Below are 24,881 nucleotides of genomic sequence, written 5' to 3' on the forward strand. Positions count from 1 at the left end.
ATGGTGTTTGCATGCCAGATCTGACGTCTGCCACGACCAACTCCCGTCGGCAACGCCACCATTGGCGTCGCGACGTCGTCGAGCTCGCCGCGCTCTTCGTCGCGGTCGCGACCGCCGACCTGATCGCCAACCTTGTCGGGCACGGCCCGGACGGCCCTGTCCTGCTGTGCGCCTCGGCCGCCGCCCTGATCGCCACGGCCGGCTTCCACACATGGTGGGCACGCCACCACAGCCATTCGCCACCCGTGAGCGGCGCCATCGGCACCGAGGCGGCGGAGCCGGGGGAAAGCTCCGCCGCCACCGGTCCGGACGCCGGAACGACGCTGTGGCGCATGCGGACCACCGTGCGCGACACGCCCGGCAGCCTCGCCGCCGTGACCACGGCACTGGCCGCCCGCGGCGTGGACATCCTCACCCTCCAGACGCACCCGCTGACCGACGGGACCGTCGACGAGTTCCTGCTGCGCGCCCCGGCGGGCCTGCCCGCCGGGGAACTGACCCGCGCGGCCGGCGCCGCGGGCGGCCGCGACACCTGGATCGAGCGGGCCGACGCCCACGACCTCGTCGACACCCCGACCCGGATGCTGACCCTGGCCACCCGCACCGCGATGGACGCCGCCGAACTCCCCCTGGCACTGCGCCAGTTGTTCGGCCGCTGCACCATAAGGTCCATCCCTTCCGGCCGGCCCGGCGGCGACATCGCCGAGGACGCGCTGGAGGAGACCGTCATGCGGCTGCGCGACCCCGCCGGAGGGACGATCACCGTGGAACGCGCCTATCTGCCGTTCACCCCGACCGAGTTCGCCCGCGCCCGCGCCCTGGTCGAGCTGGACGACCGGCTGGGCGTCCGGGTCCCGGAGCACCGGGACGTCCTGACCCTGCCCGAGGGCAACGAGATCACCGTCCGCCGGGCCGGCCCCGAGGACCTCGCGGCCGCCCGGGACCTGCACCGGCGCTGCTCACCGGCCACACTGGCCCACCGATACCACGGTCCGGTGGCCGATGTGGACCGCTACCTCAACCACCTGCTCAGCCCGCGGTTCGGCCAGACCCTCGCCGTCGAGACGGTCTCCGGCCGCGTCGTCGCCCTCGCCCACCTGCTGTGGGACGGCGACGAGACCGAGGTCGCGCTGCTCGTCGAGGACGCCTGGCAGCGCCGCGGCATCGGGCTGGAACTGCTGCGCCGACTCGTCGCCCAGGCCGTCGAGGCCGACTGCGAGAGCGTGTACGCGGTGACCCGGGCGACCAACACCGGGATGATCGCGATGATGCGCCGCCTGGGACTGCCGCTGGACTACCAGGTCGAGGACGGCACGCTGGTCATCACCGCGACGCTGTCGCCGGCCGAGGCGAGCGCTCCGCTGCGCTGAGCGCCCGGTCCAGGTCGTCCCAGAGGTCGTCGGCGTCCTCCAGGCCCACCGACAACCGCAGCAGCCGGTCGCTGACGCCCGCGCCGTGCCGGTCGCCCTCGTCCACGATGCGGTGGCTGATCGAGGCCGGATGCTGGATCAGCGTGTCGACGCTGCCGAGGCTGACCGCCGGGGTGATCAGCCGCACCCCGGCGATCACCTCGTGCGGGTCGCCGTGCACCTCGAACGCGACCATGGCGCCGCCGATCCGCGGGTAGTGCACCCGTGCCACCCGCGGGTCCGCGGCCAGCCGCTCCACCAGCGCGGCCGCCGTCGCCGACGCGGCCCGCACCCGTACCGGCAGCGTCGACAGGCCGCGCAGCAGCAGGTACCCGGCGAGCGGATGGAGCACGCCGCCGGTCGCGAAGCGCACCTTGCGCAGCACGCGCGCGAACTCCTCGTCGCAGGCGACGACCCCGCCCAGCACGTCCCCGTGCCCGCCGAGGTACTTGGTGGCGCTGTGCAGCACGATCCGGGCTCCGCTCTCCAGCGGGCGCTGCAGGACGGGCGTCGCGAAAGTGTTGTCGACGAGCAGCGGCACCGTGCCGCAGGAGTGGGCGACGGCCCGCAGATCGACCTCGGCGAGGGTCGGGTTGGCCGGGGTCTCCACCAGCACCAGGCCGGTGTCGGGCCGGATGGCGTCGGCGATGCCGGCCGGGTCGGTCCAGGTCACCTCGGTGCCCAGCAGCCCGCCCGTCAGCAAGTGGTCGCTGCACCCGTACAGCGGGCGGACGGCCACCACGTGGCGCAGGCCCATGGCGGCGCGGGCCAGCAGCGTGGCGGTGAGCGCGGCCATGCCGCTGGCGAAGGCGACGGCCGCCTCGGCACCCTCCAGGCGGGCCAGCGCGGTCTCGAAGCGGGCGACGGTGGGGTTGTCCAGGCGCGAGTAGACCGGCGAACCCTGCAACGCGGCGCCCGTGGCGGCGAAGTCGTCCAGCCGCGCGGCCTCGGCGCGGCTGTCCCGGGAGGGGTAGGTGGTGGACAGGTCCAAGGGGACCGCGTGCAGGCCGAGGTCCGTGAGGTCCTCGCGGCCCGCGTGCACGGCCTCGGTGGCGAGGGCACGGGAACGGGATGGGTGCTGGGCTGTCGTGTCCATGGCCCGATGCTGAACAGCTACCGGTCCGTAGTGGTGATCGCCCGTGTTAATTTCGGCCGGTGTCCGATTCTGTGCTTCTGGATCCGGTCGACCTCGAGATTCTGCGCCTCCTGCAGAACGATGCCCGGACGACCTACCGGGACCTCGCCGCCGCCTGCGGGGTCGCTCCGTCCACCTGCCTGGACCGGGTCAACCGGCTGCGCCGCACCGGGGTGATCCTCGGCCACGAGCTGCGGGTCGACCCCGCGCGGCTCGGACGGCCGCTGGAGGCGCTGCTGTCCGTCCAGGTACGGCCGCACCGCAGGGAGCTGATCGGCCCCTTCGTGGACCGGGTGCGGGCGCTGGCCGAGTCCCGGTCGCTCTTCCACCTCACCGGCCCGGACGACTACCTCGTCCACGTCGCCGTCGCGAGCACCGGCGATCTGCAGCGCCTGGTCGTCGACGAGTTCACCTCGCGGCCCGAAGTCGCCCGCGTCGAGACCCGGTTGATCTTCCAGCACTGGGACTGCGGGCCGCTGCTCCCGCCCGCGTCAGCAATATGATCCGCAATGGTGATGACGCGGCACGGCGCTCCGTACCAGGATGTCACCATGTCCGACACCACCGGCAGCGCGCTGCCCCGCACGGTCGCCGACGCCTACGTCGACGCGGCCGCCGAACTCGACCCCATCACCGCCACGTACCTGGGCGTCCGGACCGGCGAGGACCGGCTACCGGACTTCTCGCCGGCGGGCCTGGAGGCCCAGGCGGACCTTGCCCGGCGCACCCTGGCCGCCCTCGATGCCGCCGAGGTGCCGGACGACGACGAGCGCCGCTGCGCCCGGTTGCTGCGCGAGCGGCTCACCGCGGAACTGGCGGTCCACGAGGCGGGCGAAGGCCTGCGCGCCGTCAGCAACCTGCATTCCCCTGTGCACTCCGTCCGCGGCGTCTTCATGCTGATGCCCACGGAGACCGACGAGGACTGGGCCGCCGTCGCCGCCCGGCTGCGCGCGGTCCCGGAGGCCCTGGCGGGCTACCGGGCCTCCTTGGAGGAGGGCCTGGACCGCAAGCTGCCTGCCGGGCCTCGCCAGGTCGCCACCGTCGTCGTCCAGCTCGGCGAGTGGCTGGAGGACGAGGCGGGCAGCTGGTTCACCCAGTTCGTCAAGGACGGCCCGCAGTCGCTGCGCACCGACCTGGACGCGGGCGCCGCCCTGGCGACCGGCGCCGTGGCCGCGCTGCGCGACTGGCTGCGCGACTCCTATGCCCCCGCCGTCGAGGGCACCTCCGACGCGGTCGGCCGGGAGCGCTACGCGACCTGGGCGCGCTACTGGACCGGCTCGGACCTCGACCTGGACGAGGCGTACGCCTGGGGCTGGGAGGAGTTCCGCCGCATCGAGGCCGAGATGCGCACCGAGGCGGAGAAGGTGCTGCCCGGCTCCACCCCCATGGAGGCGCTCGCCCACCTCGACGAGCACGGCGAGGCCATCGAGGGCGTCGAGGCGGTCCGCGAGTGGCTGCAGGCCCTGATGGACGAGGCCATGAGCGCGCTCGACGGCACGCACTTCGACCTCGCCGATCCGGTGAAGCAGGTCGAGTCCCGCATCGCCCCGCCCGGCAGCGCCGCCGCGCCCTACTACACCGCGCCGTCGCTCGACTTCTCCCGGCCCGGCCGCACCTGGCTGCCGACGCTGGGCCGGGAGCGCTTCCCGGTCTGGGACCTGGTCAGCACCTGGTACCACGAGGGTGTGCCCGGCCACCACCTCCAGCTCGCGCAGTGGGCCTACGTCGCCGACCGGCTCTCCCGCTACCAGGCCACCCTCGGCCAGGTCAGCGCCAACGCCGAGGGCTGGGCCCTGTACGCCGAGCGCCTCATGGACGAGCTCGGCTTCCTCACCGACCCGGGCCGCCGCCTCGGCTACCTCAACGCCCAGATGCTGCGCGCCACCCGCGTGATCCTCGACATCGGCATGCACCTGGAACTGCGCATCCCGGACGACAGCCCGTACCGGCCCGGCGAGACCTGGACCCCGGAGCTCGGCCGCGACTTCTTCGGCGCGTACAACGGCCTCAGCGCCGCCATGCTCGACAGCGAGATCATCCGCTACCTCGGCATGCCCGGCCAGGCCATCGGCTACAAGCTCGGCGAGCGCTCCTGGCTCGCGGGCCGGGAGGCCGCCCGCGCGGCCCACGGCGACGCCTTCGACGCCAAGGCCTGGCACATGGCCGCCCTGTCCCAGGGCTCCCTGGGCCTGGACGACCTGGTCGACGAGCTGTCCCGGCTCTGACCGCGCCTTCCGGTGGCTGTCCGTTGGCGGTTCCCCACCGGACAGCCACCGGACGGCGGCCGGCGACGGAGTGGCGGGTTCCTTCGAGTGACTGTCCGGTAACGCCCTGTTGACGGTACGCGGGGCGGATAGGCTGCACATATGGGGGTGTTGCTCGACTTCTGTGCGGATCCGGCGTGCCGTCGCCACGTGACCCCGGCGGCGCGGACGGACACCGTGCGGGTGCACGGGATCCGCGGGATCCCCGGGACATCCCGGCCGCCCGGCCGGGGCGGGCGCCATGGGCCGTCCGGCCCGCGTCAGCGCCGCCCGCGCCACCTCCGCGGCACTCCCGGTCCCCGAAAGAACGGTGCCACCCGATGATCCCGCACGCCTGCCATGACGAGGGCCGCCTGGTGCTCACGCACGGCCGGATCGTCCTGCGCGAACAGCTCCCCCAGGAGGCGGCCCGGCTCGCCGACGGCAAACCGGCCGGCCTGTCCTGGATCGACGGCGGCCCCGGCGAGGGCACGATCATCGCCGCGGGGATGCTCACGATCGCCGCTGCCGCCGGGGTGTACGCACCCGGGTGGGGCCTGTTCGTGATCCAGCGGTCCGGGGACGGCCTCGCTCTCGGCGGCATAGGCTTCCACGGCCCGCCGTCGGTCGACGACGGGGTCGTCGAGATCGGCTACGACCTCTCGGAGTCGGCCCGCGGTGCCGGCTGGGCCACCGACGCCGTCCGTGTGATCGCGCACTGGGCGCTGACCCGTGCCGAGGTCCGCACGGTGCTGGCCACCACCGACCCGGGCAACCGGCCGTCACAACGGGTTCTGGAGCGCGCGGGGTTCGGCCGGGTCGCGGACCGCGACGCGCAGCGGGCGTACGAACTGCGGCTGCGCGCCGCGTGACCGGCCGGTAAATCGGTGTCGCCGGACGGTTCGCCCGGCCATCATCGACCACTGTGAACACCTCGGCCCGTACGCTCTTCCTCTCGCCCCGTGCAACGGCCACCGGCCGCGCGCTGGCGGCCGCCGCACACCGGCGCGGCATACCCGTGCACACCCTGCGGGAGTGGCGCGTGCCGGCCGAGCTGCGGAACGCGCCCGGCCCGTCCCTGTACGCCGGACCGCTCTTCGCCGACGCGGTCGCGGGCGACCTGAACCTCGCGCTGCTGGAGGCGGACGCGGACTGGCTCGCCCGCCTCCCCCGAGACCTGACACTCCGCCACATTGCCTTCACCGCGCTGGCGGAGGCCCGTCGGCTGCGCCGGCCGGCGTTCGTGAAGCCGCCCAACGACAAGAGCTTCCCGGCCCGCGTGTACCGGGACGGCAGCGGACTGCCGGGCCCGGACGCGGTGGACGACGACGTGCCGGTACTGGTCAGCGACATCGTCGCCTTCGAGGTGGAGTACCGGCTCTTCCTGCGCGACGGCGAAGTGCTGACGGGCAGCCGCTACGCGACGGACGGCGAGCTGGACGTCGCGCCGCTCGACACCGACCCCGCGCGGGCCGAGGTCCTGGACTTCGCCGCGCGGCTGGTCGCGCCCGGGCGTCCGCAGCTGCCCGAACTGCCTGCCGCGATCGTGGTCGACGTGGGCCGCGTCAACGGCGAGTGGGCCGTGGTCGAGGCCAACGCGGCCTGGGCGAGCGGGCACTACGCCTGCGACGAGGACGCGGTGCTCGACGCCGTGCTGCGCGCGGCCGCCCCCGCGGCCACGTCCGGACCCCGGGACGCCCGCTTCCGGCGACCCGTCGCCTCCGTCGTCCGCTGAGCGCGGGCTGCCCCAACGGCTTGCCTCGGCCGCGGCCGAACACGGCCCGGGCGAGCCGGCACCACGCCCCCGACGAGAACGCGGTGCTCGACGTCGTGCTGCGCGCGGCCGCCCCCGCGGCTATCTGCGGACCGCGCGACGCGCGCTTCCGGTGGCCCGACGCCTCCGTCGTCCGCTGAACGCCGCGTCAGCAGCAGCAGCGGAACGAGGTCCCGAACTCCGCCCCACCGCTGTTCCCGCCCGGACCGCACGAACGACCGGCCGCGGCCAACGCCGCCTGGGCGAGCCGGCACCACGCCCCCGACGAGGACGCGGTGCTCGACATGGCGCCTACGCGCCACCGCACCGGCGGCGGGATCCGGACCGCACGACACGCGCCTCCGGCGCGTCAGCAGCCGCAGTCGCCCGCGCCGGTGGGGGCGGTGAGCGGGTCGGCGGGCCGCTGTTCGGTGCCAGCGGCCGACTCGTAGGCGAAGCCCTCGCGGATCCAGTACTCCATGCCGCCGAGCATCTCCTTGACCTGGTAGCCGAGCATCGCCAGCGCGAGCGCGGCGCGCGTGGCGCCGTTGCAGCCGGGGCCCCAGCAGTGGACGACGACGGGGACGGCGGGGTCGAGGAGTGCGGGCGCCAGTCGCGGGATGTCCGCGGTCGGCAGGTGCACGGCCCCGGGGATGTGCCCCTGCTCCCAGGCCTCGGTGGAACGGGAGTCGACGAGCACGAAGCCGGGGTCGCCGCCGGCGGCCGGCGCGGCGGCGACATCGGAGACGTCCGTGTGGAAGGCGAGGCTCGCGGCGAAGTACGCCGCGGCCTGGGCGGGCGCGGCGGGCGGCACGCGCAGCACGGGGTTGCCGGTACCGGTGGCGGAAGGGGTTCCGGAAAGCGCGGAGGTCTGCGTCATGGCCAGGAATCTACGGCCGGAGATCGCGGCTCGGAAGGCGCGTTCCCCGGCGCCACGCTTGTCCGGCCGGGGAATCCCCTGCTAGAAACCGTCCATGACCGTGGAATCCCTTGACGCGACCGATTGGCGCATTCTGGACGCCCTGCAGCGCGACGGCCGGGCCAGTTACGCCGAGCTCGCCAGGGCGGTGGCGATGTCCGCCAGCGCCGTGACCGAGCGCGTGCGACGGCTGGAGGAGGCCGGGGTGATCACCGGCTACTCCGCGGTGGTCGACCTGGACCGGATCGGCCGGCCGATCCTCGCCTTCGTGCGGCTGCGCTATCCGCACGGCAACTACAAACCGTTCCACGACCTGCTGGCGTCGACGCCCGAGGTGCTGGAGGCGCATCACGTCACGGGCGACGACTGCTTCATCATGAAGGTCACCGCGCGCTCGATGCGCCACCTGGAGGAGATCACCGGCCGTATCGCCGGCCTCGGTTCGGTGACGACGAGCGTCGTCTACTCCTCACCGCTCGCCCGCCGCGCGGTGGCGCAGGGATGAGCCGTGCTGCCCCTTGACCACCTGCAACTGCGCGGGGATGCGCTGGCGCAGGTCGGCGACGTGGCTGACGAGACCGACCGCGCGGTCCCGCTCGCGTAGCCCGTCGAGCACGTCCAGCACCTCGTCGAGGGTCTGCTCGTCGAGGCTGCCGAAGCCCTCGTCGATGAACAGGGTGTCCAGCCGGGCCCCGCCCGCCTCGTCGGTGACGACGTCGGCGAGGCCGAGCGCCAGGGCGAGCGAGGCGAAGAAGGTCTCGCCGCCGGACAGGGTGGCGGTGTCGCGTTCGGTGCCCGTCCAGGCGTCGACGGCCATGAGGCCGAGGCCCGACTTGACGCCCCGTGAGGCGCGGGCGTCGGTGTGGACGAGGGTGTACCGGCCGGAGGACATGCGCTGGAGGCGCACGCTCGCGGCGGCCGCCACCTGCTCCAGGCGGGCGGCCAGCACATAGGTCTCCAGCTCCATCCGGAGCGTGTTCTCACCGGTGCCGGTGGCCAGGTCGGCCATCCGGCGCAGCCGGGCGTACTCGCCTCGAAGGGGCGCCAGTTCGCGGGTACGGGTCAGCGCCTCGGCGCCGAGGCGGTCGAGCGCGGCGCAGGTCGTACGGGCCGCGTCCTGGCGCGCCGCGGCGCCGCGCAGCTCCCGGGTGGCGTCCTCGACGGCGCGGCGGGCGCCCTCGGGGTCGGCGGCCGGCAGCCCGGCCGCTTCCGCGACGTCCAGCGCGGTCAGTTCGGCGGTGACGGCGGTCTCCTCACGGCGCCGTTCCTCCGCGCGCTGCCGCAGCCGCTGCACCTCGGCCGTGGGCAGCAGCGCCGCCGCGGCGGCCTCGGGGGTGTCGAACCCGGCGCGGTAGGCGGCGTCGGCGAGGTCCGCGTCGGCGTCCTTGAGCGCGCGGGCGGTGTCCTGCTCGGCACGGGCGGCCCCGGCCGCGGTGTCGATCCTCTCGGCCTGCGCCGCGAGACGGGCGCGCCGTTCCGCGACGGTGGCGAATCCGGCCCGGGCGCGCGCCAGTTGCTCGACAAGCGCGGTGTGCTCCTGGTCCAGCACCTCGCGGCGGGAGGTGACGGAGGCGACACGGCTCACGGCCTCGTGCCGCAGGAGCGTGCGGCGGCCGTGCTCCGCGACGGCCCGGTCGAGGGCCTGCCGGGCCTCGGGCAGCGCGGCGGCCGCGGCGGCCGCCTCGCGGCAGGCGTGCTCCAGTTCCGCGTGGGAGGCGGCGAGTTCGGCCTCGGGCGTCCGCCCCGCCTCGGCGACGGCGGCGTCGCGAACCGCTGTGACGCGGACGAGGTGTTCCTGGGCGCTCTCGCGGGCGGCGGCGGCCTCCTGGTGGGCGGCCTGGGCGGCCTCCTCCTCGGCGCGGCCGACCTGGCGGTCCGAGGGCCGGGCGGGGTGCGGGTGTTCGGTCGCGCCGCAGACCAGGCAGCCCTCGCCGTCGCGGAGCCGGGCCGCGAGTTCGGCGGCGATGCCGTTGATGCGGGCCTCGCGGACGTCCTGCCAGTGGTCGCGGGCATCGGCGGCGGCGTCCCGGGCGGCCCGGTGCCGCTCCTCGGCGCCACGCAACTCCCGCTCCCGGGCGTCGCGTTCACGGGCCGCCGCCAACCGGCGGCGGGAGGAGTCGAGGGTGCCGGCGAGCTCGGCGGCGCGGGTGGCGGCGGCCTGGGCGGTGTCGATGCGGCGCTCGTGGCCGAGACGTACGCCCTCCCAGTCCTCCAGCCAGTCGCCGGTGTCGGCGATCAGCTGCTCGTCGGCGCCGGTCTCGCGGTCCAGCCGGGCGCGTTCGGCCACGAGTTCGGCCGCACGGTGCTCGGCGCGGCCGGCCTCGGCGAGGCCCCCCAGTTCCTCGCGCAGCCCGTTCCCGTACGCGGTGAGCTGGTCGGCGCCCGCGCCGGCGAGCGCCGCGGGGAGATCCACGCGGGCGGCCCGCTCCTCCTCGGCCGCGCGCCGGTGCCGGGCGGCCGCGCGGTCCCGCAGGTCCAGCGCGGGCCCGACGGCTTCGGCCCGGCGGGCGGTCTCCAGGACCGCCTCCTCGCGGTCACGGAGCTCGTTCTGCTCGGCCAGGACCTCGGCGCGGCGGGTGGCGACGGCGTACCGCCGCTGGAGCGCGTGCAGTTCGTGCACCGCCTCGGCCGCGCGCTGGGCCTCGGCGTGCGCCGTCTCGGCCGCGGTGGTGGCGAGGTCGGCGACGGCGGACTGCTCACGAGCCGTCGCGCGCAGGACCGCCGCCCACTGCAGCACGTGCGGGGCGAAGTCGGGGTGCCCGGCTTCGGCGCCCTCGGGCAGCCAGTCCTCCAGGCGTTCGGAGCCGTCGCCGGCGGCCTGCTGCATCCCGTGCGCGAGCCGCAGCAACTCCTCGTCCCCGGCCCGCACCCGGGCCTGGGCGGCGTTGCGCTGCGCCTTGAGCCATTCCTCGGCCGCCTTGAAGCGCCGCGTGTCGAAGAGCTTGCCGAGCAGGGCGGCACGATCGGTGGCGGTGGCCCGCAGGAACGTCGCGAACTCGCCCTGCGGCAGCAGCACGACCTGGCAGAACTGCTCACGGCTCATGCCGATCAGCCGCAGCAGTTCCTCTCCCGCCTCCTGGTGCGACTTGCTCAGCGCCCGCCACTGCCCGGCCGACTGCTCGCGCAGCAGCGTGACGGCCTTCTCCATGGTGAAGCCGCTGCCGCGCTTCTTCGGGCGCGGCTGCTCGGGGCGGCGGGTGACCTCCAGCCGCCGACCGCCGACGGTGAGGTCCAGGACGACCTCGGTCGGCGTGTCCGTACCGGCGTGGTCGCTGCGCAGCCGGTTGCCGGGCCGGCTGCCGGGAACGCCGCCGTACAGGGCGTAGCAGACGCCGTCCAGCACGGAGGTCTTGCCCGCGCCGGTCGCGCCGTGCAGCAGGAACAGCCCGGCCGAGGACAGCTCGTCGAAGTCGACGGTGTGGCTGCCGGCGAAGGGCCCGAAGGCGGTGAGGGTCAGGCGGTGCAGGCGCATCAGTCGGTCTCCGCGCGGGCGGCGTCGGTGCGGACCGCGTCCAGGGCGTCGCGCAGGACGGCCCGTTCGGCGGTGTCGGGGGCGGTGCCGCGTACGTGGGCCACGAAGTCCTCGGCGATCTGGCGGTCCGTGCGGCCCCGCAGGCGCTCGGCGTACGAGGCGTGCGGGTCCTCGTCGGCGCGCTCGGGCTCGAAGGCGAGCGCGAGCGCGTGCGGGAAGCGCTCACGGAGCCGCACCATCGCGTCGTGCGGCCGGTACGGGTCGGTCAGGGTGACCTCCACCCAGGCGTCCTCGTGGCGCGCGTGGGCGGGGTCGGCCAGCAGGTCGTCGAGCCGGCCCCGGATACGGGCGAGCCGCCGGGGAACCGGGCAGTCGATCCGCTCGGCGGTCACGGAGCCGTCGGCACCGAGGTCCACCAGCCACGTGCTCTTGCGGTGGTCGGCCTCGGAGAAGGAGTAGGCGAGCGGGGAGCCGGAGTAGCGCACACGGTCGGTGATCGTCTGCGCGCCGTGCAGATGGCCGAGGGCCACGTAGTCGACGCCGTCGAAGACCCCGGCGGGCACGGCGGCGACACCGCCGACGGTGATGTCGCGTTCGCTGTCGCTGGGCGCGCCGCCCGCGACGAAGGCGTGCGCCAGGACCACGGAGCGGGTGCCGGCGGGGCGGGCGGCGAGATCGGCGCGCACGCGCTCCATGGCGGCCGACAGCACCTCGGTGTGCCCGGCGCGCTCCACGGCGAACTCCTCGCGCACCAGGGCGGGTTCGAGGTAGGGCAGCCCGTACAGCGCGACCGGCCCGTGCGCGTCGACCAGGACGACGGGGGTCGCGCAGCCCGCCGGGTCGGTGCGCAGGTGGATGCCGGCGCGGTCGATGAGCCCGGAGGCGACGCCGAGCCGGCGGCCCGAGTCGTGGTTGCCGGAGATCATCACCGTGGGCACGGCCAGTTCGGCGAGCCGGTGCAGGGTGCGGTCGAAGAGCTCGACCGCCGGCAGCGACGGCAGCGCCCGGTCGTACACGTCCCCCGCGACGAGCACGGCGTCGACGCGCTGCTCGCGCACGGTGGCCACCATGTGGTCGACGAACGCCGCCTGGGCGTCCAGCAGCCCGACCCGGTGGAAGGACCGCCCCAGGTGCCAGTCGGAGGTGTGCAGCAACCTCACCGTGACTCCCCCACCCGCATGTTCCGCTCCTCCGGCTCTCGTCCCGCATCCTCCGCAGGAGAACCGGTGTCCCCACCCTTCCCATGCGCTTCGCCGATCAGGCTATCCGCCACCAGTGACAACGCGGCGCGGGAGTCCGAATCCGGGCAAGGCCGGTCAGATGCGGCCACGGCGGCCGGTGGCGGCCCGTACGATGACCGCCATGACGGCGAGCGACTCCGGCAGACCCCTCATACCCTTCGTCGACGATCGCTTCGAGCTGCTGGAACGGCTCGGCGGTGGGGGCATGGGCCTGGTGTGGCGGGCCCGGGACACCGCCCTGCACCGCGAGGTCGCACTGAAGGAAGTCCGCCCGCCCGAACCGGACTTGGCCACCTCCGACCCCGAGGCGGCGGCGAAGGTACGGGAGCGCGTGCTGCGCGAGGCCCGCGCGCTGGCCCGGGTGCACCATCCCAACGTCGTCACGATCCACCACATCGTCGACAGAACGGACCTCGCCCACCCGTGGCTGGTCATGGAGCTGGTGACCGGCGGCACGTTCCAGGACCTGATCGCCCGTGGCCCGCTGGCGCCGCGGGAGGCGGCCCGCATCGGGCGCGGCGTCCTCGCCGGGCTGCGCGCCGCCCACGCGGCCGGGGTCCACCACCGCGACGTGAAACCGGCGAACGTGCTGCTGCGGCCCGACGGCACGCCCGTGCTCACGGACTTCGGCATCGCCACGCTCGGCGGCTCCCCCCGGCTAACCACCACCGGGGGCCTCATCGGCTCGCCCGAGTACATGGCCCCCGAGCGCATCCGCGGCGACGAGGGCAACCCCGCGTCCGACCTGTGGTCGCTCGGCATGATGCTGTACGTCGCGGTGGAGGGCGCCCATCCGCTGCGCCGCGAGACCAGCATCGCCACGCTCGTCGCGATCCTCGACGAACCCCTGCCGCCGGCGGCGCGTTCCGGGCCGCTCGCACCGGTGCTCGACGCGCTGCTCGTCCGGGACGCGGGCGCACGGCCCGACGCCGGGAGCCTCGACGGCATGCTCGTGGAGGCCGAACGGGGCGGGGTGCCCGCGCCGCACTTGCCGGCGCCTCCGGCCCCCTACCCCGCGCCCGCGCCCGCCCTCGGTCCGGCCCCGCCCGTGGACGCGGTGCCCGCCGGCTTCGGGCCGCCGCCGACGCCGACGTACCGGCCCATGCGGACCGCCATTCCTTCCCGCCGCCACGGGCGCGCCCTCGTCGTGGCGTCCGCGTCCGCCGTCGCGGCGGTCGGCCTCGCGGGCGCGCTGCTGTGGACGCTCCTCCCGGACCTGCACGGCGGTGGCGGCGGCGCGCACGCCTCCGGCTCGACGTCCCCGCAGCCGCCCGCCGCGGGAAAGCTGCTCAGCGTCGCGGGGGGCCGCTCCATGGCGGGCGTCGTCCAGGGGGTGTCGGGCGGCACCAAGGTGCTGAAGCTCACCCTGTACCCGGACTTCGCGACCTTCGACGCCCCCACGAAGTCCGACAAGACCATCTACGACGGCTCCCTCTACCGCGACGGCGCGGCCGGCAAGTGGGGCGCCGGCGGCACCGTCGATCCCGAGGACGCACTGATCGACCTCGACTCCGTCCGCTGGGAGGCCCTCCCCGCCCTGATGAAGCGGGCCGAAAAGGACTGCGGAGTGGCCCACCCGAAGAACATGTACCTGATCGTCGATTCGGGCAGCATCGACCACGTCCGCTACATGTCGCTGTACCGGACGGACGACTACCGCACCTGCTATGTCCGGGCCACACTCCAGGGCAAGGTCAACCTCGTCATGAAGCCCTGACGCCCTGACGCCCCGACGCCTCGGCGCCCCGGTCGGCGGTACCCCGGCGTGTGGGGCTGACCCGGGCACGTCGCGGGCCCACCGTGGGCACGGTGAACACACTGACACCCGCGGCCGGCACGTTCGTGATGGCGACCTGCATCATCAGCGTCGGTTTCGGGATGACGGGTCATCAGGTGCTGTCCGCGGTGGCGCTCGCGCTCGGCGGCGCGGTGTGGGTCGCGCTCGCGGTGACCTTCGCGGTACGGCTCATCGGGTGCACGGAGCAGTGGCGGCGGGAGGCCATGACACCGCCCGCGCTGACGGCGGTGGCGGCCACCTGCATCCTGGGCACCTGCCTGTCGCAGCGGGGCCGGCAGACCGCCGCGGCGGTCGCCCTGGCGTTGTCCGCCGCGGCATGGGCACCGCTGCTCGTGCCGGTGCTCCGCAACCGCGCGCGGCGCCTTCCGGGCGTGGTCTTTCTCGTCAGCGTGGCAACGGCGGCGTTGGCCGTGGGCGCCGCCACGCTGGCCGTGGCGTGGCGGCTCGACTGGCTGTGCCTGCCCGCGCTCGTGTTCCTGGTGCTGGGCGTGGTCCTCTACGGTGTGGCGCTCACGCGGTTCGACCGGCGGGAAGTCCGCACCGCGCTCGGCGACCACTGGATCGCGGGCGGGGCTCTGTCGATCAACGCCCTCGCCTGCGCCCGGCTGACGGTCGCCACCGACCCGGGCGGCCCGCTCGGCTGGGCCCCGGCCCTGCACCCTCCCCTGCGCGCCGCCACCCTGGCACTCCTGGCGGCCGCTCTCCTGTGGCTGCCCTTCCTCGTCTACGCCGAACTGCGCTGGCCCCGCCCCCGGTACGACATCCGCCGGTGGGCCACCGTCTTCCCCCTCGGCATGACCGCGGTGACCTGCCTGTCGGCCTCGGCGCCGACGGGCTTCCCGTGGCTCGGCGTACTGGGGCGCGTACTGCTGTGGATCGCGGTGGCGATGTGGCTTGTGACGACGGCGGGCGCCGCCCGCGCGGCACGGAGGGGTTCCGCAGTGGACGCATGAGATGACACTTATTACTGTCATCTCGGTCGGGACTGATATCGTGGCGGCATGCCGCACGATGCGCAGTTGATCTTCGCCGACCACGTCGGCCGCTTCTACGCGCGCCAATACGGCTTCCCCCCGATGGCCGGGCGGCTGCTGGGCTACCTGTTCGTCTGCGATCCGCCACAGCAGACGATCGACGAGTTGAGCGACGCCCTGCTGGCCAGCCGCAGCGCGATCACCGGAGCGGTCAAGCTGCTGGAGACCTACCGGATGGCGCGTCGCACCCGCGCCGCCGGCGAGCGGGTGGACCGGGTGGACATCAACCCGGCGAGTCAGCAACCGCAGAACTTCGACTCCGCGATCCACCGGGAACACGCCGCCCTCTTCCGGGAGGGGCTGGCGCTGCTCACCGACGCCCCTGCGGAACGTCGCGCGGCGCTGGAGGAGATGGTCGCACTCGCCGACTTCCTCGGCGCACGCCTGCCCGTGCTCCTCGACGAGTGGCACGCGCACCGCGACGCCCTCCGCGCCGCGGGGACCCTGCCCACACCGGGCGAACACCAAGCACGCCAAGGACACCAAGGACACCAGGGAGAAGCATCGACATGACCGACTACCTTCCGGCCGGACTCCGTGCCGAGGCCGATGCCGGCGACAGCGACGCGATCGACCAGCTCATCGAACTGGCCGCCGAGCACGGCGACATGGACCTGCTCCGTCGCTTCTCCGACGCCGGAAACAGCGACGCCGCCGATCTGCTCATCGAACTCGCCACCGAGAACGAGGACCTGGACGAACTCCGCCGCCTCGCGGACGCCGGAAACGCCACCGCCGCCGAGCAGCTGAGCGAGCTCACGGCCGAGTGAGGCGCCGCCGGCCCGTCCCGCGCGCTGGAAGCCGTATACCGGTGGCCGCAACCGCGTCGAACCGCCACCCTGCTGACATGACCGTCTTCCATCTGGTGCAGCACGCCGAGAAGGAACGCCGGCCCGGTGACCCGGGGTTGACCGAAGCGGGACGGCGGCAGGCCGCGAGGACCGCAGAGCGGCTGAGGCACCTCGGCGTGCGCGCGGTCTTCACCAGCCCCTTGCGGCGGGCCCGCGAGACCGCCGCGCCCATCGCGTCCCGGTCCGGCCTGCCCCTTCAGGAGGACGTCCGCCTGCGCGAGCGGATGAACTGGGACGCGTCCCGGTCCGCGGAGGACTTCCTGAGGGACTGGGCCGCCTCGGTGGAGGACCGGGACTTCCTCCCCGCCTCCGGCGACTCCTCCCGCGCCGCGGCGGAGCGCTTGCGCGCCTGCCTGGTCGACCTGGCCGGAGCGCCGGGCCCGGTCGCCCTGGTCACGCACGGCGGTGTCACCGTGGACCTGCTGCGCACGCTGATCGGTGACGACGCGGTGCCGGCCGCGCTGATGCGCGACGGCGTCCCGTCCTGCGCGATCACGACGCTGGACCACCTGTCCGTCGTGGAGATCGCCGCGACCGCCCATCTCGAATGACCGGCCTGCCGCGACACCCGGTCAGGCGAAGTCCTGCGAGGCGTCGACGCCGCAGACCCGCAGCAGGTCGACCACGATGCGATCCAGATCCTCCCCGACCTTCGTGACCTCCGCGATGCCGAGGCTGCCGAACTCGTCGCTCGGACGATGCATGCTGAACACCGCGTTGCCGTCCTCGTCGCTGTAGATCAGCATCCGCAACGGCGCATACAGCAACGCCCGCGGATCATGACGGAACATGGACTCGGCGATGACATGATTGCCCGTCAGGTACTCGATGGACCTGGTGGTGTGTCCCGCTATACCGAGCAAGGCGGTGCCGTTGATCCGGGCGTAGCGGATCAGTTCGTGGGGCGCGTTCACGGCGATCGCGGCGCGAACGTCGTCCCAGTCGCCTCCGGACTCGGAAATGAGCTCCACCGGACCCGGATCGAACGCGGGTGCCGCCTGCTCGAACGCGGTCACGAAGTCGTCGTAGGGAATTCCCGTGGCGACGTCGATCCGGGTCACGGTGTGGCTGTGCCGACTGGCCATCCGACAGCTCCCCGATTCGGGATCAAGGTTCAGCGGAGCAACGGACCGGAGGTCCGGGCGGGAATCTCGCACGTCAGCCCGGTCACCGCGGCCGTCACCTACAGTGACCATATGGCCGTCCATCGGCCGGGGCAAATCGACCCCGGTGCCGCCCTCGGCCCTACACGTCCACGTACGCGCTGCCCGAGATCTCCATCCCCGCCGAGCCGGCGGAGGCGTCTGCGAGCCAGCCGCGGAAGGAGTCCAGTTCCTCCTCGGGCACGCCGAGCTCGATACGGACGTCGGCCGCGTAGGCCACCCCCCGCACCGCGCGGCCGGCGGCGCGCAGGTCGTTCTCCATGCGGCCGGCCCGCTGATGGTCGACGACGACGGTGACCAGCGCGAGTTTCTGCCGCTCGACGGTGCCGAGCTCGTCCAGCGCCGCCGAGACCGCGCCGCCGTACGCCCGCACCAGACCCCCCGCCCCGAGCTGGATGCCCCCGTAGTAGCGGGTGACGACGGCGACGACGTCGCGTATCTCGCGGCGCAGCAGGACCTGCAGCATGGGCGTGCCCGCGGTGCCGCCGGGCTCGCCGTCGTCACTGGCCCTGTGCACACGCCCCTCGGCCCCGATGACGTAGGCGAAGCAGTTGTGACTGGCGCCCGGATGCTCCCGGCGGACGCGCGCGATGAACTCCTGCGCCGCCGTCTCACTGGACACCGGCGCCAGGGCGCACAGGAAGCGCGACCGCTTGATCTCGCTCTCGTGGACGCCCGCGCGCCCGATCGTCAGATACCGCTCCACCACCCCGCCACCCTACGGGAATGGCCGGGCGGGCCCTCTGGTTGACTGCTGCGGAGAGCCATGGCGGGCCGAGGGAGGACGACGTGCACGAAGACGACGCGGCGGTACGCGAGCTGCTGACCGGGCTCGGGGACACCTGGGCCGTGGTAGGCCTGTCCAACAACACCTCACGCGCCGCCTACGGGGTCGCCCGCGTGCTGCAGCGCTTCGGCAAGCGCGTGGTGCCGGTGCACCCGAAGGCAGAGACCGTGCACGGCGAGCAGGGCTACGCCTCGCTCGCGGACATCCCCTTCCCGGTCGACGTCGTGGACGTCTTCGTCAATTCCGACCTCGCCGGCGCGGTCGCGGACGAGGCCGTCGCGATCGGCGCCAAGGGCGTGTGGTTCCAGCTGGACGTGATCGACGAGGCGGCGTACGCGCGCACGAAGGACGCGGGGCTGGTCATGGTCATGGACCGGTGTCCCGCGATCGAGATCCCCCGCCTCGGGTGACGGTGAACGACGTCGTACGCCCCGCCCGTCCCGAGGACGCCGCCGAGCTGGTGCGGCTGCGCCGGCTGATGTTCATGGCCATGAGCGGCCGGGACGAGCCGGGGGCGTGGGAGGCCGCTGCCGAGGAGCGGGTCCGGGAGCAGTTGGCGGGCGGTGCCGCAAGGGCGCTCGGGGCGTTCGTGGTCGACGGCGACGCCGGTGGCGGGCCGCATCTGGCGGCGTGCGCGGTGGGGCGGGTCGAGGAGCGGCTGCCCGCGCCCGCGCACCCAGAGGGGCGCTTCGGCTTCGTCTTCAACGTCTGCACCGATCCCCACTACCGGGGCCTGGGGCACGCGCGGGCGACCACGGGAGCGCTGCTCGCCTGGTTCGCCGAGCGCGGCGTCACGCGCGTGGACCTGCACGCCACCCCCGAGGCGGAGCCCCTGTACCGGAGCCTGGGCTTCGCCGAGCACTCCATACCGCTGTCGCTGGACCTCAGCCGGCCGCCGGTTCCGCGATGAGCGCCGTGCCCACCCGGCGGAAGCCGATGCGGGCGTAGATACGGGCCACGTCCTCGTCGCCCGCCGACAGGAAGACCGTGCCCAGCCCGCGTGCCCGGGCGTGCCCCACGAGCGCGGAGGTCACGGCGAGCGCGAGGCCGCGGCGGCGGGCGCTCGGCAGGGTGCCGACGGCGACGATCTCGCACACCTCGCCGACCGGGTTGTACTGCCCCGCGCACAGCGCGGTCGTGCCGTCCACCGCCGCCGCGTGGACGGTGAGGCCGTCCTTGACCCGCGCCTCGGCCGCCGCGAGCGCCGCGGGGGCGGCGTGCAGCACCCGGGCGACGTCCAGTTCGGACGTCCCGGCCGTGCCGATCGCGGTGCCGGGATACGCGAAGGCCAGGTGCGGCACCGTGAGGGCGCTCGGAAACGCCGGGTCGCCGGGCTCCAGTACACGGACGTCCACACCGTCGGCTCGCGCGGGAACGGCTCCGGCCGCCCGGGGTTCGAGCGCCATCAGCGGATGCGCGTGCACGTGCAGGCCTGAGGCCTCCACCGCCTCCCGCAGACCCGGCGTCGTCTCCGCCACCCACTCGAAGCACTCCGGCACGCCGAGCCGCCGCTGCCGCTCCCGCACCCGGTCCACGTCCGCGCGGCCGACCCGTCCGTCCACGCCGAGCGTGGGACGTGCGTAGTACGGCCAGCCGAGTCCCTCACGGACGAAGAGGGTCAGCGGGCCGAAGTCCTCGGCGTAGGCGGCCGCCCGGGGCACCGCGTCGTAGTACCGCTCCAGACGGGCCAGCAACTCGGTCACGCCGGGACGCCCAGTCCCTCGACGACCTGCACACCGGGCAGCGCGGCCAGCGCCTTGCCCGGCAGGAGCAGCTTCCCGCGGCGGCGGCCGCTGCCGATGATCACGTACGGCGTGTCCGTGACCGCCGCGTCCACCAGCAGCGGCCACGCGGCGGGCAGCCCGATCGGGGTGATGCCGCCGTACTCCATCCCGCTCTCGCCGACCGCGGTGTCCATGGGCGCGAACGAGGCCTTCCGCACGCCGAGATGGCGCCGTACGAAGCCGTTCACGTCGGCCCGGGTCGTCGCGAGGACCACGCACGCGGCCAGCGTCACGTCCTGGCCCCGCTTGCCCGCGACGACCACGCAGTTGGCCGACTGGTCCATGCCGACGCCGTACGCCTCCGCGAAGACGGCCGTGTCCGCCTTCTCGGGGTCGGTGTCGACGAGGAGCACCTCCTCGGCAGGCACCTCCCCGTGCCAGGCGGTCAGAGCCGCGGCGACGGGCTCCGGCAGCAGGTCGAGCCGTTCGACGGCCGGAGACACGTCGGTGAAGGTGCCGATGGGTGCGCGCATGTCCGGCACGCTAACAAACGTGCCCGGTCGGACGCGCCGCCGATCCGGAGAACGGACGGCCGAGGGCAGGGCGCGGCCCGTGCGGGGCGGTCACCCCTCCGGTTCGAGCTCTACGAGCGCGGCCAGTGCCGCGAGTTGCTGGTGCGTCGCGCCCGCGGGCACCGGCACCGGGGCCGGCGTCCGCAGCGGCGGCTCCCAGCCGCGTTCGGGGTGCCAGCGCCGTACGACGCGTGCGGGGGCGCCGGCCACCACCGAGTGGTCGGGGACCTCGCCCCGCACGATCGCCCCCGCCGCGACGACCACGTTCCGCCCGATCCGAGCTCCCGGCAGGATCACCGCCCCGGCCCCCAGCCAGCTTCCGGAGCCGATCTCGACGGGCGCGGAGCGCGGCCACTGCCGGCCGATGGGCTCGTGCGGGTCGTCGTAGGAGTGGTTGTCGCTGGTGACGTAGACGTACGGACCGCAGTAGACGTCGTTCCCGAACACCACCGGCCGCGAGGCGATGACATGGCTGCCGCGGCCGAGGACGACGCCGTCGCCGAGGCGGACGACGGGGTCGGGGCCGAGGTCGAGGCCGGGCATCATGCCCGCGGTGAGGGTGACCTGTTCGCCGATGATGCAGTAGTCGCCGAGGTGGATCCAGCGCTCGCCGAAGATCGTCCCCTGGGGGAACGCCAGCCGGGTCCCGGTGCCGATGCGGCCGAAGCGCAGCGGCCCGGGGCGGTCGGCGGTCACCGCGCCGGCGCCCTGGACCCACCGCCAGCCGCGGTGCACCAGGCGGGAGGTGGCACGGCGGCGCCAGGCCCCCAGCGGGGAGAACAGGTTCTCGTTTTTCGGCACCCGCTCACCGTATCGAGGGCCGTCGGGCCCGGCCGGTCGATCAGGTGTGATGTGTGCCGCGTTCGGACCAGGCGACGGCGAGCCGCGCGGCCAGCCGCACATTGCCGCGCACCGCGGCGAGGTTGGCCTCGAGGCTGGCCCCCGCGGTGCCCTCGACGAGCCGGCCGAGGAGGAACGGTGTGACGGCCTGGCCGGTGACGCCCTCCTGCTCGGCGGCGGCCAGCGCCTGTGCCAGTACGCGGTCGTGGAGTTCCGGGTCGAGCTGCTCCTCCTCGGGCACCGGGTTGGCGACGACGATCGCGGCGGGCGGTCCGCACAGGTCGTCCTGGGCGGCCATGACCGCCGAGACCTCCTCGGGCGTGCCCACCGTCCAGTCGACCGGCTGCCCGGAGCGGCTGAGGTAGAAGCCGGGGAATTCCCCGGTCCGGTAGCCCACGACGGTGACGCCGAGGGTCTCCAGGCGTTGCAGGGTGGCGGCGACGTCGAGGATGGACTTGACCCCGGCGCAGACCACGGTGATCCGCGTCTCGGCGAGCAGCCGCAGGTCGGCGGACTCGTCCTGCTCGGCGGTCCAGCCGCGGTGCACCCCGCCGAGCCCGCCGGTGGCGAAGAAGCGCAGCCCGGCGCGGGCGGCCAGGAACGCGGTGGCGGAGACGGTGGTGGCCCCGCTGGCGCCGGTGGCGAGGGCGACCGGAAGGTCGCGGTGGCCGAGCTTGCGCATCTGCTCGTCGTGGGCGACGCGCTCCAGCTCCTTGTCGTCCAGCCCGACGCGCGGCACGCCGTCGAGGACCGCGATGGTCGCCGGCACGGCTCCGCCGTCCCGCACGGCGGCCTCCAGTTCCCGGGCGACTTCGAGGTTGCGGGGGCGGGGCAGGCCGTGGGAGATGATCGTCGACTCCAGGGCGACGACCGGGGCGCCCGACTCCAGCGCGGCGATCACATCATCGGAGAACTTCAGCACGCTGTAGGCGCTACCCGCCCCGCGATCACCGCAATCTCGGGGCTACGGTGATCTCCATGACGGAGAGAGCCTTGATCGCGACCGTGGGCGGCCACACGCCCCGGGTGGACCCGGACGCCTTCGCCGCGCCGACCTCGGTGGTGCTGGGCGAGGTGACGATGGCCGCCGGCGCCAGCGCCTGGTACCACGCGGTGCTCCGCGGCGACTGCGCGCCGATCAGCCTCGGCGCGGGCAGCAATGTGCAGGACAACGCGACCGTCCACGCCGACCCGGGCTTCCCCGCCGTGATCGGCGCGGGCGTCACGATCGGGCACAACGCGGTGGTGCACGGCTGCGTCGTGGAGGACCACGTACTGGTCGGCATGGGCGCGACGGTGCTCAACGGTGCCCAGATCGGCACGGGTTCGCTGGTGGCGGCGGGCGCCCTCGTACCGCAGGGGATGCGGGTGCCGCCGGGTTCGCTGGTGGCCGGGGTGCCCGCGAAGGTACGGCGCGAGCTGACGGCCGAGGAGGGGGAGATGATCCGGCTGAACGCCGAGCACTACGTGCAGCTGGCGGGGGCACACCGTGCCGCGTTCACGCAGGACGGTACGGACGCAGCAGACATAGCGGACGCAGCGAACACGGCAGACACAGCGGGCTGAACCCCGGCGCCTCACTCGGCCGTCGCGGCGACCGTTTCCTCTTCGGGCTCCGCGGCGGCCAGGGCGGCCTTGGCCCGGCGGCGTACGACGAGGAAGGACGCCAGGCCGATCAGCACGGCCGCGCCCAGGCCCACCCAGGAGAAGCGCTTGAGCCAGGGCTCGGCGACGATGCCCACGTAGTAGATGACGGCCGTCGTGCCGCCCGCCCAGACGATGCCGCCGAGGACGTTCGCGACGAGGAACTTCCAGTACGGCATGCGCAGCACGCCCGACAGCGGCCCGGCGAAGATCCGCAGCAGCGCGACGAAGCGCCCGAAGAACACCGCCCACATGCCCCAGCGTTCGAAGGACGCCTCGGCGGTCGCGATGTGACCGGGGGAGAAGTGCTTGGGGAAGCGCCGGCCGAGCCGGTCCATCAGCGGACGTCCGCCGCGGCGGCCGATCGCGTAGCCGATGGAGTCGCCCACGATCGCCCCGGCCGTGGCGCAGATGCCGACCACCCATGGGTTGACGTGTCCCTGCGAGGCGAGCAGCGAGGCGCTCACCAGGATGATCTCGCCCGGCAGCGGGATGCCCAGGCTCTCCACACCGATGACCAGGCCCACCAGCAGATAGATGCTGACGGGCGGGATCGTCCCGAGCCACTCCTGGACGTGCAAGGCCGCTTCCTCCCCCTGGGGCGGTCGGGTAACCGGTCGGTGCGCCGGGCGCGCACGTCGTTGCAGCGTAGCCGACGTACGGCCCGGCGCGGCGCCCGCGCCTGTGGGCCGGCCCCTCACAGGGCCAATGTTCGTCAGGAGTTGGGGCGCAGGGTCCATACGATCGACATTTCGCCGGTCACGGCGCCGTCCCCGCGCCGGATGGCGACGGTGACCGGGAATTCGGGCCGCTCGCCCTTGTCGAGTTCGGCGACGACATCGGCGGCGGGGCGGCCGAGTTCGGCGGTGGCGGTGACCGGGCCCATGGCCAGCTTCTTGTAGGAGATCTCCGCGCGGACGGCCAGGGGCACCGCGCGCGAGAGCTCGTCGGCGAAGGCGGCGAGCACGATGGCGCCGCTCGCGGACTCGGCGAGGGTGAACATGGCGCCCGCGTGGGGGCCGCCGACATGGTTGTGATAGTCGGCCTGGTCGGGCAGGCGCAGCACCGCGCGCTCCGCGGTGGTCTCCACGTATTCGAGGTTCAGGGTGCGGACCATGGGCACGGTGGCCGTCAGGAGCTCGGCTATCTGGGGCTGGTTCTCGGACATGGCCGGATGTTACCAGCTGGTAATGACGAGATCCATGGAACCGGGAGGCCGTAACCCCTAGTGTTTCCAGCCATGTGGCCAGGAGAACAGCAGCCCGGAGGACAGCAGTACCCGCAGCAGCCGGAAGGCTCGCAGTACCCCCAGCAGCCCGGGGGGCAGCCGTACCCGCAGCAGTACCCCCAGCACCCCCCGCAGCAGTTCCCGTCGCCGTACGCACCGCAGCAGCACCCGGCCTACCAGCCGCCGCCCCCGCCGTGGGGCGCACAGACGCTGCCGGGCGGTCCCGGTGCGCCGAAGCCGCCCGGCAACCGGCGGGGCGTGGCCGTCGCGGTGTCGGTGGTCGCCGCCGCGGCGGTCGCCGCGGCCGGTGTGCTGATCGCCGTGAAGCTCACCGGGGACGACTCCGGCCGCCCCGAGGCCGGCCCGTCGGCGAGCGGCACCCCGACGGCCTCCGCGAGCCCGTCGGACGGGACGTCCTCCGCCCCGCCCTCCCCGACGGCGTCGGACGACGGCCCCGGCGCCGACGACGCGCGCGGCAACCCCGGCGAGAGCGCGATCAAGCCCGTCGTCGCCGGGTGGCAGACCGTCGTCCGCAGCGACATGGGCGTCGCCTACGACGTCCCCAAGAACTGGACGGTGAAGGCCGCGGGGCTGCTCATCGGCTACGAGTGGGACAAGAACCGCATCGTGACGGGAGGCGCCGCCACCCTCGGCGAGGACTGGTGCGGCACCGACCAGCGCGGCATGGCCGGGGTGAAGGGCGGCAAGGGCGCCGAGAGCCTGAAGTCCGAAGCGGCCAACGAGGCCTACAACTGGGCGTACGCCAAGTACAACCAGGAGGGCGGCACCAAGCTCACGCAGTCCACGACCCGCACCTACAAGAACGGCCAGGGCGTCAGCGGCTGGATCTCCAGCACCCGCGCGACCGGCATGAAGGGCAAGTGCGCCGCCGACGGCACCGCCTACAGCTTCACCTTCCTCAGCAAGGACAAGGAGGTCCGCTCCTGGATCCTGGTCGTGGACGGCTTCAAGGGGGCGCCGGACGCCAAGACCATCGCGAAGGTGCGCGACAGCGTCCGCCTGATCGGCTGATCGCCGAGCGGCAGGCGGCAAGCGCGCCAAATACGT

Annotated in this window: 28 protein-coding genes; 16 read left to right on the forward strand and 12 right to left on the reverse strand. The window is 74.1% G+C overall.

What is annotated here, in order from left to right; genetic code table 11:
• The first annotated feature begins 11 nt into the window (after positions 1-11).
• Positions 12-1,370, forward strand: a complete 1,359-nt coding sequence (locus tag ACFWVC_RS04830) for a GNAT family N-acetyltransferase (protein WP_384277347.1) — start codon at positions 12-14, stop codon at positions 1,368-1,370.
• Here ACFWVC_RS04830 and ACFWVC_RS04835 read toward each other — a convergent pair.
• Positions 1,324-2,505 carry a trans-sulfuration enzyme family protein gene (locus ACFWVC_RS04835; protein ID WP_384277350.1) on the reverse strand — a complete coding sequence of 394 codons (1,182 nt, stop codon included), beginning with the start codon at positions 2,503-2,505 and terminating at the stop codon, positions 1,324-1,326. The genes ACFWVC_RS04830 and ACFWVC_RS04835 overlap by 47 nt on opposite strands.
• A 59-nt stretch (positions 2,506-2,564) precedes the next feature.
• Between ACFWVC_RS04835 and ACFWVC_RS04840 the strand changes: the two genes are divergently transcribed.
• The 5 genes from ACFWVC_RS04840 (at position 2,565) to ACFWVC_RS04860 (ending at position 6,701) form a co-directional block, all read left to right on the forward strand.
• Positions 2,565-3,047 (forward strand): Lrp/AsnC family transcriptional regulator, encoded by a 483-nt coding sequence (locus tag ACFWVC_RS04840; protein WP_319660717.1) that lies wholly within the window; start codon positions 2,565-2,567, stop codon positions 3,045-3,047.
• A 48-nt stretch (positions 3,048-3,095) separates the two neighbouring features.
• Positions 3,096-4,769 carry a DUF885 domain-containing protein gene (locus tag ACFWVC_RS04845; RefSeq protein ID WP_384277353.1) on the forward strand — a complete coding sequence of 558 codons (1,674 nt, stop codon included), beginning with the start codon at positions 3,096-3,098 and terminating at the stop codon, positions 4,767-4,769.
• A 359-nt stretch (positions 4,770-5,128) separates the two neighbouring features.
• On the forward strand, positions 5,129-5,659 hold the full coding sequence (locus ACFWVC_RS04850) for a GNAT family N-acetyltransferase (protein WP_384277355.1): 531 nt from the start codon (positions 5,129-5,131) through the stop codon (positions 5,657-5,659).
• Positions 5,660-5,712: 53 nt separating this feature from the next.
• On the forward strand, positions 5,713-6,522 hold the full coding sequence (locus ACFWVC_RS04855; RefSeq protein ID WP_384277361.1) for an ATP-grasp domain-containing protein: 810 nt from the start codon (positions 5,713-5,715) through the stop codon (positions 6,520-6,522).
• A 20-nt stretch (positions 6,523-6,542) separates the two neighbouring features.
• Positions 6,543-6,701 carry a hypothetical protein gene (locus ACFWVC_RS04860; protein WP_384277368.1) on the forward strand — a complete coding sequence of 53 codons (159 nt, stop codon included), beginning with the start codon at positions 6,543-6,545 and terminating at the stop codon, positions 6,699-6,701.
• 209 nt (positions 6,702-6,910) lie between these two features.
• Here ACFWVC_RS04860 and ACFWVC_RS04865 read toward each other — a convergent pair whose 3' ends face one another.
• Positions 6,911-7,420: a rhodanese-like domain-containing protein gene (locus ACFWVC_RS04865; protein WP_384277374.1), complete on the reverse strand. Its 510-nt coding sequence runs from the start codon at positions 7,418-7,420 to the stop codon at positions 6,911-6,913.
• Between the two features lie 94 nt (positions 7,421-7,514).
• Between ACFWVC_RS04865 and ACFWVC_RS04870 the strand changes: the two genes are divergently transcribed.
• Entirely contained in the window at positions 7,515-7,964 is a 450-nt protein-coding gene (locus ACFWVC_RS04870) for an Lrp/AsnC family transcriptional regulator (protein ID WP_384277380.1), read from the forward strand.
• On the opposite strand, the gene ACFWVC_RS04875 is transcribed toward ACFWVC_RS04870, so the two are convergent.
• Both ACFWVC_RS04875 and ACFWVC_RS04880 read right to left on the reverse strand, forming a co-directional pair.
• Positions 7,929-10,931 (reverse strand): AAA family ATPase, encoded by a 3,003-nt coding sequence (locus ACFWVC_RS04875; RefSeq protein WP_384277384.1) that lies wholly within the window; start codon positions 10,929-10,931, stop codon positions 7,929-7,931. The two genes, ACFWVC_RS04870 and ACFWVC_RS04875, sit on opposite strands and share 36 nt — an antisense overlap.
• Positions 10,931-12,091 (reverse strand): exonuclease SbcCD subunit D, encoded by a 1,161-nt coding sequence (locus tag ACFWVC_RS04880; RefSeq protein ID WP_384277388.1) that lies wholly within the window; start codon positions 12,089-12,091, stop codon positions 10,931-10,933. Before ACFWVC_RS04880 ends, ACFWVC_RS04875 begins: the two co-directional genes overlap by 1 nt.
• 202 nt (positions 12,092-12,293) lie before the next feature.
• Between ACFWVC_RS04880 and ACFWVC_RS04885 the strand changes: the two genes are divergently transcribed.
• The 5 genes from ACFWVC_RS04885 (at position 12,294) to ACFWVC_RS04905 (ending at position 16,406) form a co-directional block, all read left to right on the forward strand.
• Entirely contained in the window at positions 12,294-13,889 is a 1,596-nt protein-coding gene (locus ACFWVC_RS04885) for a serine/threonine-protein kinase (protein WP_384277393.1), read from the forward strand.
• Positions 13,890-13,981: 92 nt separating this feature from the next.
• Complete coding sequence (locus ACFWVC_RS04890) at positions 13,982-14,923, forward strand: hypothetical protein (RefSeq protein WP_384277400.1); 942 nt, start codon at positions 13,982-13,984, stop codon at positions 14,921-14,923.
• A 48-nt stretch (positions 14,924-14,971) separates the two neighbouring features.
• Positions 14,972-15,517: a GbsR/MarR family transcriptional regulator gene (locus ACFWVC_RS04895; RefSeq protein ID WP_384277407.1), complete on the forward strand. Its 546-nt coding sequence runs from the start codon at positions 14,972-14,974 to the stop codon at positions 15,515-15,517.
• Positions 15,514-15,774 (forward strand): hypothetical protein, encoded by a 261-nt coding sequence (locus ACFWVC_RS04900; RefSeq protein WP_384277414.1) that lies wholly within the window; start codon positions 15,514-15,516, stop codon positions 15,772-15,774. Before ACFWVC_RS04895 ends, ACFWVC_RS04900 begins: the two co-directional genes overlap by 4 nt.
• Positions 15,775-15,851: 77 nt before the next feature.
• The gene (locus tag ACFWVC_RS04905; RefSeq protein ID WP_384277418.1) at positions 15,852-16,406 is read left to right on the forward strand and encodes a histidine phosphatase family protein; all 555 of its coding nucleotides are present in this window, start codon (positions 15,852-15,854) and stop codon (positions 16,404-16,406) included.
• 21 nt (positions 16,407-16,427) lie between these two features.
• On the opposite strand, the gene ACFWVC_RS04910 is transcribed toward ACFWVC_RS04905, so the two are convergent.
• On the reverse strand, positions 16,428-16,916 hold the full coding sequence (locus tag ACFWVC_RS04910; RefSeq protein WP_384277422.1) for a DUF302 domain-containing protein: 489 nt from the start codon (positions 16,914-16,916) through the stop codon (positions 16,428-16,430).
• Between the two features lie 184 nt (positions 16,917-17,100).
• Complete coding sequence (locus tag ACFWVC_RS04915; RefSeq protein ID WP_384277430.1) at positions 17,101-17,727, reverse strand: YigZ family protein; 627 nt, start codon at positions 17,725-17,727, stop codon at positions 17,101-17,103.
• Positions 17,728-17,807: 80 nt separating this feature from the next.
• Here ACFWVC_RS04915 and ACFWVC_RS04920 point away from each other — a divergent pair, with 80 nt between their 5' ends.
• Together ACFWVC_RS04920 and ACFWVC_RS04925 are read left to right on the forward strand one after the other, a co-directional pair.
• Positions 17,808-18,215 (forward strand): CoA-binding protein, encoded by a 408-nt coding sequence (locus ACFWVC_RS04920; protein WP_384277435.1) that lies wholly within the window; start codon positions 17,808-17,810, stop codon positions 18,213-18,215.
• A gap of 68 nt (positions 18,216-18,283) precedes the next feature.
• Positions 18,284-18,715, forward strand: coding sequence for a GNAT family N-acetyltransferase (locus ACFWVC_RS04925; RefSeq protein WP_384277693.1), 432 nt, complete (start codon positions 18,284-18,286; stop codon positions 18,713-18,715).
• Here the strand turns inward: ACFWVC_RS04925 and ACFWVC_RS04930 are convergent.
• From ACFWVC_RS04930 to ACFWVC_RS04945, 4 genes are all read right to left on the reverse strand, one after another.
• Entirely contained in the window at positions 18,690-19,508 is an 819-nt protein-coding gene (locus ACFWVC_RS04930) for a GNAT family N-acetyltransferase (protein ID WP_384277442.1), read from the reverse strand. The two genes, ACFWVC_RS04925 and ACFWVC_RS04930, sit on opposite strands and share 26 nt — an antisense overlap.
• Entirely contained in the window at positions 19,505-20,062 is a 558-nt protein-coding gene (locus tag ACFWVC_RS04935) for a YbaK/EbsC family protein (RefSeq protein WP_384277448.1), read from the reverse strand. The genes ACFWVC_RS04930 and ACFWVC_RS04935 overlap by 4 nt, the downstream gene beginning before the upstream one ends.
• 90 nt (positions 20,063-20,152) lie before the next feature.
• Complete coding sequence (locus ACFWVC_RS04940) at positions 20,153-20,902, reverse strand: acyltransferase (RefSeq protein WP_384277455.1); 750 nt, start codon at positions 20,900-20,902, stop codon at positions 20,153-20,155.
• A 40-nt stretch (positions 20,903-20,942) separates the two neighbouring features.
• Complete coding sequence (locus ACFWVC_RS04945; RefSeq protein ID WP_384277461.1) at positions 20,943-21,863, reverse strand: pseudouridine-5'-phosphate glycosidase; 921 nt, start codon at positions 21,861-21,863, stop codon at positions 20,943-20,945.
• A 56-nt stretch (positions 21,864-21,919) separates the two neighbouring features.
• On the opposite strand from ACFWVC_RS04945, the gene ACFWVC_RS04950 reads away from it, so the two are divergent.
• Positions 21,920-22,507 carry a gamma carbonic anhydrase family protein gene (locus ACFWVC_RS04950; RefSeq protein WP_384277467.1) on the forward strand — a complete coding sequence of 196 codons (588 nt, stop codon included), beginning with the start codon at positions 21,920-21,922 and terminating at the stop codon, positions 22,505-22,507.
• Positions 22,508-22,518: 11 nt separating this feature from the next.
• Here ACFWVC_RS04950 and ACFWVC_RS04955 read toward each other — a convergent pair whose 3' ends face one another.
• Together ACFWVC_RS04955 and ACFWVC_RS04960 are read right to left on the reverse strand one after the other, a co-directional pair.
• Complete coding sequence (locus ACFWVC_RS04955; RefSeq protein WP_384277473.1) at positions 22,519-23,166, reverse strand: DedA family protein; 648 nt, start codon at positions 23,164-23,166, stop codon at positions 22,519-22,521.
• Positions 23,167-23,300: 134 nt separating this feature from the next.
• Positions 23,301-23,753, reverse strand: a complete 453-nt coding sequence (locus tag ACFWVC_RS04960) for a DUF4442 domain-containing protein (RefSeq protein WP_384277480.1) — start codon at positions 23,751-23,753, stop codon at positions 23,301-23,303.
• 72 nt (positions 23,754-23,825) lie between these two features.
• Here ACFWVC_RS04960 and ACFWVC_RS04965 point away from each other — a divergent pair, with 72 nt between their 5' ends.
• Positions 23,826-24,845, forward strand: a complete 1,020-nt coding sequence (locus tag ACFWVC_RS04965; RefSeq protein WP_384277488.1) for a hypothetical protein — start codon at positions 23,826-23,828, stop codon at positions 24,843-24,845.
• Positions 24,846-24,881: the final 36 nt, after the last annotated feature.

Origin of the sequence: Streptomyces sp. NPDC058691, from assembly GCF_042714775.1 — a bacterium.
Classification (GTDB): domain Bacteria; phylum Actinomycetota; class Actinomycetes; order Streptomycetales; family Streptomycetaceae; genus Actinacidiphila.